Source organism: Paenibacillus sp. 01T443, assembly GCF_056398325.1.
On sequence record NZ_JBFTPE010000009.1, the window covers coordinates 125,696 to 139,493 of the forward strand.

Below are 13,798 nucleotides of genomic sequence, written 5' to 3' on the forward strand. Positions count from 1 at the left end.
CGGTTCATGGTTAAGGTAAAAGGAGGCGGAGCAATGGCCAGTCGAAGAGCATCCGTGGTTTGGCGTAAGATCGGATTGGTATTGTTCATGTTATGCAGTGCGGCGTTGACGATGTCTGCCGCTGGTTTCCAATCAGCTGAGGGGACGCTCATCATCGCGCATCGCGGAGCTTCCGGTTACGCTCCCGAGAATACGATGGCCGCTTTCGAGCTGGCCGAGCGGCTAGGCGCCGATTTCATTGAATTCGATGTACAGATGAGCAAGGACGGAGAGCTTGTCGTCATTCACGACGTTACGGTGGATAGAACGACGGATTTCATTGGCAATGTGAACAACTATACGCTCAGCGAGCTGCAAGGCATGGATGCAGGGAGCTATTCCCATGCGAATTATGCGGACGAAACCATATTATCGTTTCAAGAAGTGATGAGCCGATTCGCTGGGAAAATTGGCATGTTAATTGAGATTAAAAATCCGACGCTCTATCCTGGCATTGAAGAAAAAGTGGCGGATGTCGTGCGGCGAAACGGGCCTCGGCTAAAAGTTGCTGGATTAACGGATACGGATCGTTTACAGCGTATGATCGAAAACAAAAACAGCTCAGCTATCATTATACAATCCTTCGACCGCGTATCGCTTCGTCGAATCCATTCCCTGCTGCCCGAAATTCCCGTTGCAGTACTGGTTCACAAGGATCAACATCCATTGTCTGGCGATACGTTGGATGAACTCGCTTCATACGCGTCATACATTAACTACAGGCATGATCTGCTTGATGGAGAACTCGTACGTGAAATCCATAAACGCAGCCGTAAGGTGATGGCATGGACCGTACGGAACGAACGGGATATGGAGCGTATGAAGAAGCTGGGCGTGGACGGAATTATTACGGATTTTCCTGGTTAATACCAATAAGAAACCCATAGCATGTGCAGCAGATAAACGCTGTTTAGCCGCTGCATGTTATGGGTTCTTTGGTTGTGACTGGAACATTTTCCAATTTATTAACAATAACTACATATCCCAATAATAATGTTCTGATTTTTCGCTCTTATAATTGGAAATGGAAAATAAACCCTGAAGGAGAGACGTGTAGGTTAGTCCGTGCATGAGGCAGTTATAATCTAAGGGAAAGAGTTGATTGAAGTTGAAATTGAAGGGCAAGGAAAGAAAAACGGCTCAAAAAATCATGTCGATCATGATTGCGGCAGCCGTTATTTTTGCGGGTACTTTTCCTACTCCGTCAACGTTTGCGGAGGATATCGGTTCATTGCAGGGCGACGCTGGACAAGATGCCATTGCAAGCGAGACAGAAAAGCCAGTCATTACCTTTGTACCGAATACAACACCGATCGAGCAGCAAGATTATACCGTTACGGCTTCCGTATACGAGAGCAATGGCGTTCCGAACGTGACCTTGAACTATGAAGGCGAAGACGGCGCATTCGTGCCGGTTTCCCTGACCAGCGGTCCGAATGTGGACGGTACTGCCGTTTATTCGGGTATCATTCCGAAGGCGGCCATGAATGGACGGACAAGCCTTTCCTATTATTTTGAAGCGAGTAATGGCACGTCGACTGTGCGCAGTCCAGAAGTGCCTGCGAGCTTTTACACGTTGAATATTGAACCTTTGGAAGGCAAAGGCCCTTATCTGCTAATTACGGAAATCGTATCGAATGCACGCGCTTCCGGCAAAGATTTGCCGGAAAGCTGGGAATATGTCGAGCTATACAATAACAGCAATCGGCCTATTCCGCTGAATGAGTATAAGATCCAATACGGCTATCCGAACCTGGCTACTGCGCCGGTTCAGCTTGATTTGAAAACAGAAAAGGTGCTGCAGCCAGGGGAAACCGTCGTGCTGTGGAATTGGATTGAAGGTTCTAGCGGAGACCTTGCGAGCTTTAACACCAATTATGGAACCAGCTTGACGGAAGATCAAATCATAAGATTCGGCAATTATAATTTCAAAAACGATTCCGGACGAAGCGTCTCGATTGCTACTGATGCCGGCGAGGTTATTGCTACTGCCCGTTACAATGACAGCGCAGACGGTTCCAGCTTTGTCGAAAGCGGAACTCATGACAATCTGGATCATTCGAGCATCATTTACAAAGCCCATGCGGAAGGCAATACGATGATGGTGAAGATCGGCTCCAAGGTAAAACCGCCAACACCAGGCACACTGCTGGCAGGGCAATTGCCGGAGGCGGGAATGACACTGCCCGAAGATTTCCTGAAGCCGACGGTTGAGCATGAAAGACCGTTCTCTTCCACCGTTGCGGAAGATCTCGTTCTAACAGCCAAGGTGAGGGATGACCAGAAGCTCGAGAGCGTTAAGCTCATGTACAAAAAAGTCGATGCTCCTGAATTTACGGCAATCCCTATGACGTTGTCTGACGTTCAGGATGTATATGAAGCCTTATTGACAAAGGATAAGCTGCTTGGAGCAGGTATGATTCTCTACTACTTCGAAGCAGCTGACGGTGCAAATACGGTTCGTTATCCGGCAAATAATACGTTGAAGTTCCAAGTGACGGATACGCTGCAGCCGGTTGCTTCACCGCTCCTTATAACGGAGGTTCTGCCTGATAATAAAGGCGGTGATGCTTATGAGTACGTGGAAGTGTACAACAATACGAACCGTTCCATACAGCTGAAAGACTATCATATTCGCTATACGAGCCGTTATGGAGATTATGTGGTATGGGATATCCAAACGGACACTGTTATTCCGGCCCAGCAAACCGGTTTGATCTGGGTGCAATCGGCTGCGAGCAAGGACAAGCCAATCACGGATTTCCTTTCCCATCATAAAATCAGCTTCGACAGCTCGCGCGTAGCGGTACTCTTCGCTGACGGCATGTCCAATAGCGAAGAAGGCAGAATTGTTTTGACGACCGACGCGGGGGATGTAGACTCGCAGGCATGGTTCAGCATAGCGGAGGATCAAGCCTTCGATGACGGCACATCGGTCGTATACGAATTTCCGCAGGACGGCGGCAATCGGATGGTCGAGCGCGGCTTTAAGCAAGTATCGACGCCGGGGCAGCTGCTCAGCGGACAAGTTCCTGCCGAAGCGATTCAGCTGGAGGCGGATACGGAACAGCCGGTTATTACGCATACGGCTGCAGAAGGCCCGCAAACCCGGGGCAATCTGTCGCTCGAAACGACGGTAACCGACAATGGGCAAGTGAAGAAAGTGACTCTGTTCTATAAGCGCAGCGATGAAACGGTTTATCGCAGCGTCAATATGTCACGGACGTCAGATCATGTTTACAAATCCGATAGCGTACTTGCGCAGCATTTTCTTAATGCCGAAGCGGTCGATTATTATTTCGAAGCTTCGGACGGATTACAAACCGCAAGCACATTGACAGGAAACGGTGGCCAGCCTTATCAGCTTCACTATGAAGCCTCCGAGGAAGCTCCTCTGCGCATCAATTTGAAAAACGGAGAGTTTGTCAGCGGGAAGAAACTAGTGTCAGGCGCAAGCCAGGATCCAGCGGCTGCGTTGACGTTAGAAATGGACGGCATGCCGTTAAGCACTTCCAAAACGATGCAAAGCGACGCTTATCTGCTCCTCGAAGTAAACGATATGCAAGCATCTTTCAAAAACGGGCTGTATATTAACGGCGAGTTTGCCGCTTTGCTGCCTAACAGCAGTAAATATATTCAAATCGCCGTGCCGCTTACGGCAAACTTATTGCGAACAGGCAGCAATACGATTACATTGACTGCCGGCAATGGAGTAAGCCCGACGGCCCAAGAAGGCAATAACGATGATTTTACGATACAAAGAGTACAGGTCGTCTTGTGGAACGGAGACAAGCGCGCGATTGAATCGGGGCGTATCTTAAATGCCAACGGCTCCTATACGAATGTCGATTTGAACGCACCGCGTACGGCAATCGGGGACGGCAGTGCTAATGATGCGGCTGCCAAGCAGCTGATTGAGTATACGGTAACGCTGCCGGCTGAAGCATTCAACGCCGTGTCCACCGAGCTCGATACCGCTGCTCTGCTTGACGGTGAGCATACGCTGTCGCTGACTTCGAACAGCGGAACGGCTCAATCGAAGATTGTTGTCGATAATACCGCACCTGCCATTGCCAGCCTTTCTCTTGAAGAAGGTAAAGTTTACCGCGATACGATATCGCTGGCGGTCGATGCAGCGGATGTAACGTCAGGCATAGCTTCGATTACCGGAATGCTTGATGGTCAGCAGGTCGCCGTTCCGTCTACGCTGAAAGCAGCGGGCTTGAAAGAAGGAGAGCACGCGTTTCAAGTAACGGTAACGGACAATGCGGGCAACATATCGGAGGCATCGGTTACTTTCTTGATTGAAACCGAAAACCCGGATAAACCAAGCGAACCCGCGCCTGCCGATAACACCTCTGATACAGGAACGAGCCCTAACCTAAGCGTGAAGGTAACAGATCCGAACGGCGACGCTTTAGACGTAACGTTCTACAAGGGCTACCGTTATGATTTCTCGGACACAAGCAATAAGGCTGCGTACTGGAACGCAACGGATCGCGAGCCACCGCTGGAATTGACGCCAGCCGGGGAAACGCCGATGACGTCGAACGAAATCGCGCAGCTCAGCAAGTTGGATGGGGATTATTTTACGAATAACGATCAGGAGAAGTTCCCGTACCAACGCTTTGATTTCACGGTTGCCGGTGAGCTTGCCGCTGACAGCGAGGTCGAAGTCGTATGGCAAGGTCATTCCATGCCGGGAAGGCAAGTCACGCTCTATACGTGGAATTACAATACGGAAGTATGGGAACGCGCCGCTTCAGGCGTTGGCGAGGTCGATTTCGAATTGCGGGCAAAAGTGAACGCCGGCAGCATGGTTAGAAATCAAGTCGTTCACGTACTCGTACAAGATCTGATCCCGTCGGCACAAGAAAAATTCACATTCGCTTGGATCAGCGATACGCAATATTATTCGGACTCTTATCCTTATATTTATAAATCAATGACGCAGTATATCGCGAATCAGAAAGATGTCCGCAATATCGCTTATTCCGTCCATACCGGAGATCTCGTCGATGATTGGGACCGGCCGGACGAATGGAAGACGGCGAGCGACAGCCAGAAAATACTTGAGGATGCCGGCGTACCTTACGGCGTCGTTGCGGGCAATCACGACGTTAACCACGCGGCAGCCGACTATAAGGAGTATTACAAATATTTTGGCAAGGACCGTTATGAGGACCAGCCCTATTATGGGGACAGCCCTAACAATAACCGCGATCATTATGATCTGATTTCCGCCAGCGGACAAGATTTTATTATCATGTATTTTGGCTGGGGGATCGAAGCGGATACGATTAAATGGGCCAATGAAGTATTGGCTAAATATCCTGACCGCCATGCGATCATCGCCACGCATGAATACATCTCTGCGAGCGGCGCGTACTCGGGTGACGGAGAGAAAATATGGACGGAAGTCGTCGCGAATAATCCAAACGTATTCATGGTGCTCTGCGGCCATATTCACGGTGCGGCCTACAATGTCAAGCATGCGCCTGACGGTCGCGTCGTCGTGGAAATGCTCGCCGACTACCAAAGCGGACAGGAAGGCGGCGGCGGATTTATCCGCTTCCTGGAATTTGATGCGGTGAACGAGAAGATCCATGTCTCTACTTATTCGCCATACAAGAATGACGAAAACTACTATGAAGATCCAGGACATGATAACTTTGAACTTCCCTTCGTTCCGATTGCTCCTGACAAGCAGGTAGCTACGGATTATATAGGCTTAAACGTCTATACAAAGGAGCTTATCGGCATACAAAAACAAGTGGGAAGCGGCTCGAGGGCTTCCGTCAACTGGCTTGGATTAGCCAGTGAGCAAACGTACGGCTGGTATGCTGCGGCTGCTGATCCGTTTGGCGGAACAGCTGTATCTGATATTTGGTCCCTTTCAACCGGTAAATTCATCGTAAGCGGTGGAGATGGCGGCGGTAGCGGAGACACGGGCAATAGCAGTTATGGTCCTGATACGCTCGTCGTGAAACCTGCGGCTATTGCCGATCCGGACGGTGACGGTAAAGTAACGGTGACGTTATCAGATAGACAACGTTCCGTATTATTTACCGCTGATGCGCTGCAGCAGCTGACCAAAATCAATATAACGATCAAGAACGGCGGGGACGATATCAGTCTTCCAGGTGCGTATTTTACAGCGTTACTGTCTAAGTCCTCCAAAGGAGACCAACTGCTCGTTTCCATTGAGGCAGCGAAAGCATCAATGGAACAGCAGGGACTACTCGGGAAAGCCGGCTCTGCAGTGGAAGTAACGATAGCGGTCGTGCAGCAAGACGGGAAAACAGCGGCCGTGGAACAGCTTGAAAATAAGGCCGTGCTATCGCTTGAAGCGAATGGCGTACGCAATTCCCGCTTGGCCGCGATTTACCTGATTGGACCGGATGGCTCGCAGCAGCGGATAGAAAGCCGCTTTGAGAATGGTCGTTATATTGCGGAAATTAGTAAACCGGGCAGCTATGCTGTTTTGGAGTTTAACAAGCCGTTCGTCGACCTGGCACAAACCCATTGGGCCTACGATTACATTCAGGAGCTTTCTTTCCATGAGGTTATCAACGGAGTAGATGCTAATCATTATAAACCTGGTTCTGCAACGACAAGGGCAGAATTCGTGAAGCTTATCGCAGGCGTGCTCGACCTGAAGCCAAGCGGAACAGCTGCATCCTTCTCCGACGTGAAGAAGGATATATGGTACGAGGATGTGATAATGGCTGCGGTCGAAGCCGGAATCATTCAAGGAGCAGGCGATGGGAAATTCGATCCAAACCGCCGCATTACCCGTGAAGAGATGGCTGTTATTCTTGTTAATGCGTATCAATATAAGAACGGCAGCAGCACGGTGCCGGGCAATGATGACGCAGCCTTCAAGGACGCCAGTCAAATTAGTGGATGGGCGAAGCAAGCGGTCACTCAAGCGGCTGCACTAGGCATTTTGGAAGGACAAGGCGGCGATTTGTTTGCGCCAGATAAACAAGCCACCCGTGCGGAATGCGCAAAAGTGATATATAAGCTTATGGAAGCAGTGAAATAAAAGAAGTTCAGCAACACCTGCAAGCAAGGAACACAGATCCGCAATGAACCTTCATTCTCTTTGATGGTCTCAGCAGCGGAACTGTGTTCCATTATATTATGAAGCATCCCTTTTCGAGATGGAGGACATGACGCGAATGGAAGTACTTTATGAGAGATTCATACGAAAGCCCGAAATTAAGCTTCCATCAGCATTACTCGCACTTCTTGTCGTTCTGCTATTTACGGGCAATAAGGCCGAAGCGCATGTAAATACGACTGGCTATTCGAACATAACGGTTGACGGAAGCTCCGTCGCATACGAGCTATATCTGGACCCTCAAGAAATTAATCAATGGGTGGACTACCAATCGGATGGCGTATTCATTATTGAACCTAACGCTAAACCCCGCAAAGAAGGGGAGGCCGGCTGGGCAAAGGCCGATATGGACAGGTTGATCGCCGATCATTTAGCTGTAAGCAGCGGAGAGCAGACCGTTCAAGGCAAGATCGGGGAAGTTTTGATCAGAGAGAAGGAAAACAAACCGTCGGCGCTCATTCGCATCGATTATAATTTTGCGCAGCCTGTGGAGAAGCTGGACATTGAATACGGTTTTTTCTTTGAAGATCTCGATCCGCAGCATCAGAATTTCTCGACTATTCATACCGCAAATGGCGATATCGAAACGGTATTTCACCAAAACCACCGTGCTGTCTCTTATGAGCTCGCAGAAGGAGCAGACGCGGGCACAGTAACAACGGAAGTGAAGCTGCCGCGATGGGTCGTGACGCTGTTCGACTACGTTTGGCTCGGCATGGAGCATATTTGGTCAGGGTATGATCATTTGTTGTTTGTGCTTGCGCTAATCCTGCTTAAGCAGCGGCTTCGTAATTATTTCATTATCTTAACGGCGTTCACAGTGGGGCATAGCATTACCATTGCCTTGTCAGCTTTGGAGCTAATCAATCTGCCTTCAAGCATCGTTGAGCCATTAATCGCTCTAAGCATCGCTTATGTGGCGGTGGAGAACATTTGGTTCAAGCGGTTAGAGTGGCGATGGGCGGTAGCTCTGGCCTTTGGGCTCATTCACGGCTTTGGCTTTGCCGAAGTGCTGCGGGGGGCGCTCGGGGACGGATATATTTTACCGTTATTCTCGTTTAATTTGGGCGTTGAGATTGGCCAAGTCGTAGTTCTTGCGGTCATTCTGCCGCTCCTCATCTATGCTGGCCGCTTGCATTGGTACCGCACGGCGGCTTACGGGTTGTCAGGAATAATTACGTTAATCGGCATGTACTGGTTCATCGAGAGAATATGGTTCTAAACTTGGAAACCCCTTCGAGTTTGCGTGCGTGGCGAGCAAGATCCACGACGCTTACCCAAAGGGGTTATTTGCTGCTCTATTATTTAAAATATAAGAAAGTATAAAATTCAATCTTATACGATGCTTATATTTCACCGCGAAACGAGCTTTTGCCGCCAAGGACGGCGTCAGCCGTTTACGCTTACATTGTTTTTTTATAGACGGCCGGCTTATGGACAACTTTAATTGATTTGCTATAGACAAGCAGGATGTACACGATGTCCAGCATAAAGATCATGATATACATAACCGTTAATAAAATGGATTGCGGGTATAACGAATAACAGAGGATGGAGGCAAGCAGGGTGCCTATCATTTTGAAGTAAGCGATAGTTAGGGATTGGCCTTGAAGATCTTTGGTCAGCAGCATTTTGATAAAGAGAATGGACATCAGCAGATTGATGCCGAAGGCTGAATAGATTCCCATTTTGTCATGGAATTCAATCGCCATCGCGTACTGCAGCAGAAAAGCAATGGCAAGTAAGGAAAAGACGGAAGTATAAATGGTCCATTTGGGGTATGAGCCTTTGGAATAATAGAGAAATTGGAGCAAAATGATGCAGTCTAGCAGAAACCATATCAAGGTTACGATTTGCTGAAGCGGATGAAAGGGCATGATAAAGGTGAACAGAAATTCCCAAGTAATGTTGGCGCAAATGGAGACGGCTGGCATTCCGCAGGCATGATCCCTGAACCCTTTATAAATGACGAGAATATAGACGATTGTCCAAAATAAAGCTATTCCAAAAAGCAAAAAATACTCTGATTTTAGCGGCAAGAGGTGCTCCATATGACGGTAATCGCATCCTTTCAAAAGATGTTAGTCCTGCGAGAACATGGGTTTAGCTCGTCTATGTATATGAGCCAAGCTTTCCATGTAGACCATCGGGGCAATGATAAAGCGTGCGTAACCTGAATGTGATGAGTACCGGTGTTTCCTTTGAATTTCCCTATATGATATACTGTTTATGTTATAAACAATTTTCAAAATCGATAGGGACATGCAAACAAACCGGTACAGGTTTAACCATCATGGGGGATTTGAAACGATGCAGAATGACGACCATTTGGATAACGAAGCCATTAATAATTTACCACACGGAGTGAAGCTGAGCTGGGGGATCGTAAAGCAGCAAAAAAGAGGACCAAAAGGCGAGCTGAGCATCAAACAAATTGTTGAGGCAGCCATCGCGATCGCCGACAAGGATGGGCTTTCAGCTGTCTCTATGAATCGAGTTGCCCAGTCTATGGGCTACTCTGCGATGTCCCTCTACAGGTACATTACGAGTAAGGAAGATCTTCTCATTCTCATGCAGGATGCGGTTTGCGATATCCCGATTCCGCCTGACGGGCCTGTTACAGATTGGCGCGAAAGCATGCGGGAATACGTAAGAGCCAGCATTCTTGTTTTTCGGGAACATCCTTGGTTCGGCGATATCCCGATCATGAGCATTCCGACTACCCCTTACAATCTCCAAATCGTCGATTGGGTACTTCGGTCCATGCGTGATCTCCCGTTAAATGATTATGAAAAAATGTCGAATATATTGCTGTTAAGCAGTTATGCAAGATCATCCGGTATGATACAACGGGATTTGGAACGCGCCGTTCAGGCGGGATCCAGTCCTGAAGCCGTAAGCGGATTTGAATATACGGCTGCACTAAAGCAATTAGTCAAGCCGGAACGTTTTCCGGATCTGGCCCCGATCGTCCTCTCTGGTGCGTATACCGGAGAGAATGATAGCGCTAATACGGTAGGTGACGACTTCGATTTCGGTTTGGAACGCATTCTTGACGGCATCGCGCATTACCTCGAGCACAAGAAGTTATTATGATCGAATAGGGTTGGAAGCCTTATACAACAAAAGAAAGAACAGCGGTTCGTTAGAGCCGCTGTTCTTTCTTTTGTTGATTTATGCGATTCCTCATCATGTTTTATCTGCGAGCGGCTTTCTTACGGAATATCAGAACGCACCATACGAGGGAAGCAAGGAGGATGGCGATACACCAGCATGCCGCTAACCATGCGCTATCCAGAATCGGGGCCCCTGTGAGCAGTCCACGAATCGTTTCGATGACCGGAGTGATAGGCTGATTGTTCGCAACGCCTCGCAACCAGACCGGCATAGTGTCTGTCGGGACGAAGGCGCTGGAGATGTAGGGGAGAAAAAGCAAGATGAATCCATATCCGCTCGCTGCAGAGGGATTGCCGCTGGCTAGGCCGATCGTTGCGAATAGCCAAGTGAAGGCAAGGATAAATAGGGTGATTACACCTAATGCTGCAATCCATTCCCATACGTTTGCGGATGGTCGAAATCCAACGAGATAAGCTACGCCAATAACTAATCCGGTTGCTAGGAGGTTGCGGGCAACGCTTGCGATAACATGCCCGGTGATGACGCTCATGCTGTGGATCGGCATGGTCCGGAAACGGTCAATGATGCCGTTCGTCATGTCTTCTGCCACATTCACGGCGGTAAAAGATGAACCGAATCCTGCACATAAAAGAATGATTCCCGGGACCACGTAATTTACATAGTTGCCGACAGGATCGATTGCGCCTCCAAAAACATAGGTAAACAATAACATCAGCATGATAGGAAGCATAATGGCCATGATTAAGGCTTCAGTATTGCGCAAGCTGAGACGAAGGCTTCGACCGATGAAAACCGCATTGGTCGTGACGAAGGATGCGGGCTTACTTGAAGATTGCGGGGTTATCATGACAATGTTCCCTCCACTCGCTCGGTTGTTAATGCCAGAAACACGTCATCCATACTTGTTTTGCGGAGGTATATGCGCGTTTGATCAGGAACCGATTGAGCTAACGCATTAAGTGTTTGCCTGATATCGTGAATGCTGCCTGTAGTAGATATGACTCGGATGACTTCGTCCTTCTCGTCACGCAGCTCCAGCACTTCCCCGCCAATGCGCGATTTCAATTCCTGCGGTGTACCGGTCGCGACGACATGACCTGCGGCGATAACAGATACCATATCAGCTAGCTGATCGGCTTCTTCCAAGTATTGCGTCGTAAGAAAAATGGTAATTCCGCGTTCTTTCAACTTCAGAATGATTTCCCACAACGCGCGACGGCTAGTTGTATCTAGACCTGTTGTTGGTTCATCCAGGAATAGCACTGGACGATCAATTACCAAGCTGATAGCGAGATCTAAACGGCGTCGCATACCGCCCGAATAGGTTTTTACACGCTTATTTGCAGCTGGAGTCAGATCAAAGTGGCGGAGCAGCTCAGCGGTCCGAACACGGGCTTCCGCTGAAGTAAGCCCGGAGAGCCTGCATATCATCCGTAGATTTTCCTCACCGGTGAGCATTTCATCGACAGCTGCGAATTGGCCGGTGAGACTGATGGACCGCTTGACTTCATGCTTGTCGGCAGCAACATCGTAACCGAACACTTTCGCGGTACCTTCATCGGCCTTCACTAGTGTAGTTAGAATGTTAATTAGCGTTGTTTTACCGGCACCATTGGGTCCTAGCAGAGCATAAATCGTGCCGGCAGGAACCGCAAGATCAACACCGTCAAGTACGACTTGATTTCCGAATTTTTTGCGCAAGCCTGTCACTTCAATGGCCAAGTTACTCATATCAACTCTCCTTTTGCTATTCGCAATAATTGCGGATGACATAAATAGTATATTACGTATACAGTATATTATGTATACAGTAATTGAGCAACGGCAAATCTACAAATGAACCCGGAAGGATGAAACAATGAGAATGAACGAAGTGGAGGGTGCAGGGCTGTTAATTGTTCGGTTACAGTTCTATCACTTGGACTTTAGATTCGAAAACATACGCTCCGTCTTTATTAAATATTGCTGGCGTTTCTCCAAACTGCGGTCTTCCATTCCAGTGTAGTTATGCCACTTGAGATTGTGTATTCCCATTTTACGAAAAGTACCGCGAAACAAAATTTTTGTAATCGGATTACCGAATATCCACTTATATACGAAATTAGGCGTACTCATGACGGTCAATAAAGAAACTCCTTTTATTTTTGGAAGCAAGCTGACAAATGGACGCCCAGGCTTGGGCTCATCAAATAAAATTCCTTTAACAAACACCTTATCTATAAAGCCTTTCGTGAGTGCGGGCATCGACTCCCACCATATCGGAAAAATAAAAATAATGTAATCCGCCGAAATGAGCCTCTGCTGATAGTTGGCTGCGAGAGGATCATTCGTCTGCTTCTGCCTCCATGAAGAGAGATCGGAAGCTGATGTAACGGGGTTGAATCCATCCGCGTGCAAATCGATGAGATCAATCGTGTGGCCATTCGCAGCCAGGCCTCGTATGACGGCGGCTAAAAGCGCTGCGGAGTAGCTTCTCCTGTGAGGGATATTTTCGGATGCAGCAGCCCCATAAGGATGATCAAAGACAATAACACAGTTCATAGGTATTCACTTCTCCTTATTTTGATTCTAAGAATCAATATTTATTCCATGAAACAATGCTATAATTTTGTTTCCTTGTTGTCAATATTGTTTCTGAGAATATTTATTTTGGCCCGTTTAGTTGTTATACTGAAATCAATTGCATAAAGGGGGAATTAGCATTGACCCATTCCTTGGAACCGCAGATTAACGTGTCAGATAGCATGGAGAAACAACTGTTAATGAATGAAATGATGTATCAGGTCGCAAATGTACAAAAAAGATTTCAATCCGAAGGTGAAGACGACGAGAGACGCTGGATGATAGCAAAAGCGAAGGATTCTAATCTCGTGAAATTCCTTAAGGAATCCACCGTCATCATGCTTCATGTCATAGATGCGATTGGCGAGCTAGAGCCGGTAAACGGGATTACGATTTCTAAACAATTCGGCATTCCAAGGGGCAGCGTTTCAAAAATCACGCGTAAGCTCGTAGCACAAAAAATGGTGCAAACCGAATATCTTCAAGGCAATAAAAAAGAGGTGTTGTTTCAATTGACACCGCAGGGCCATCAGATTTTTAAATTGCATAAGCAGCTGCATCATCATATCGAGCATAATGTACGGAACTTCCTACGGCGATATGATGTTGAACAGATGCAGTTTCTTGTTCAGTGCTTGAAAGATACGTCAGAAGCATCATGGGTTCAAGAGGAATCCTTCGAAACCGAGACGGCAAAGGCTGATATGAATTCAGGCGTTCCAACGGTTTCTGAGCGAATATCCGAGGAGGCACTAGCGATAAACGAGATCGTAGCGAAGCTTCAGCAATTAGATGCCCGGAATCTAAAGAAAGCGAAGGATTTGATTCAAGTCGCGTTTTTTGATTAAAGAGCTGCTTTGTAAATGCGTCCAAAGTGGAACATGAAAAGTCGGATAGATCGAAGTCTGTCATGTTACTCTAGTCGTGAAGGGA

9 protein-coding genes are annotated in these 13,798 nt (G+C 47.9%); 5 read left to right on the forward strand and 4 right to left on the reverse strand.

Going from position 1 to position 13,798, the window contains the following annotated elements; translation table 11 throughout:
- The first annotated feature begins 33 nt into the window (after positions 1-33).
- The 3 genes from AC1DLI_RS18840 to AC1DLI_RS18850 all read left to right on the forward strand — a co-directional run bounded on the left by AC1DLI_RS18840 (position 34) and on the right by AC1DLI_RS18850 (position 8,387).
- Positions 34-906, forward strand: a complete 873-nt coding sequence (locus tag AC1DLI_RS18840) for a glycerophosphodiester phosphodiesterase (RefSeq protein ID WP_477605255.1) — start codon at positions 34-36, stop codon at positions 904-906.
- A gap of 235 nt (positions 907-1,141) precedes the next feature.
- Positions 1,142-7,087, forward strand: coding sequence for an S-layer homology domain-containing protein (locus tag AC1DLI_RS18845; protein WP_477605257.1), 5,946 nt, complete (start codon positions 1,142-1,144; stop codon positions 7,085-7,087).
- A gap of 136 nt (positions 7,088-7,223) precedes the next feature.
- Positions 7,224-8,387, forward strand: coding sequence for a HupE/UreJ family protein (locus tag AC1DLI_RS18850; RefSeq protein ID WP_477605259.1), 1,164 nt, complete (start codon positions 7,224-7,226; stop codon positions 8,385-8,387).
- 181 nt (positions 8,388-8,568) lie between these two features.
- Here AC1DLI_RS18850 and AC1DLI_RS18855 read toward each other — a convergent pair whose 3' ends face one another.
- Positions 8,569-9,204 (reverse strand): transmembrane-type terpene cyclase, encoded by a 636-nt coding sequence (locus AC1DLI_RS18855; RefSeq protein WP_477605261.1) that lies wholly within the window; start codon positions 9,202-9,204, stop codon positions 8,569-8,571.
- A gap of 271 nt (positions 9,205-9,475) precedes the next feature.
- Here AC1DLI_RS18855 and AC1DLI_RS18860 point away from each other — a divergent pair, with 271 nt between their 5' ends.
- Positions 9,476-10,261: a TetR/AcrR family transcriptional regulator gene (locus AC1DLI_RS18860; protein WP_477605263.1), complete on the forward strand. Its 786-nt coding sequence runs from the start codon at positions 9,476-9,478 to the stop codon at positions 10,259-10,261.
- A gap of 100 nt (positions 10,262-10,361) precedes the next feature.
- Here AC1DLI_RS18860 and AC1DLI_RS18865 read toward each other — a convergent pair whose 3' ends face one another.
- The 3 genes from AC1DLI_RS18865 to AC1DLI_RS18875 form a co-directional block, all read right to left on the reverse strand.
- Entirely contained in the window at positions 10,362-11,150 is a 789-nt protein-coding gene (locus AC1DLI_RS18865) for an ABC transporter permease (RefSeq protein WP_477605265.1), read from the reverse strand.
- Entirely contained in the window at positions 11,147-12,034 is an 888-nt protein-coding gene (locus tag AC1DLI_RS18870) for an ATP-binding cassette domain-containing protein (protein ID WP_477605267.1), read from the reverse strand. The genes AC1DLI_RS18865 and AC1DLI_RS18870 overlap by 4 nt, the downstream gene beginning before the upstream one ends.
- A gap of 183 nt (positions 12,035-12,217) precedes the next feature.
- Positions 12,218-12,844, reverse strand: coding sequence for an NAD(P)H-dependent oxidoreductase (locus AC1DLI_RS18875; protein ID WP_477605269.1), 627 nt, complete (start codon positions 12,842-12,844; stop codon positions 12,218-12,220).
- A 161-nt stretch (positions 12,845-13,005) separates the two neighbouring features.
- On the opposite strand from AC1DLI_RS18875, the gene AC1DLI_RS18880 reads away from it, so the two are divergent.
- On the forward strand, positions 13,006-13,713 hold the full coding sequence (locus tag AC1DLI_RS18880; RefSeq protein ID WP_477605271.1) for a MarR family transcriptional regulator: 708 nt from the start codon (positions 13,006-13,008) through the stop codon (positions 13,711-13,713).
- Positions 13,714-13,798 lie beyond the last annotated feature (85 nt).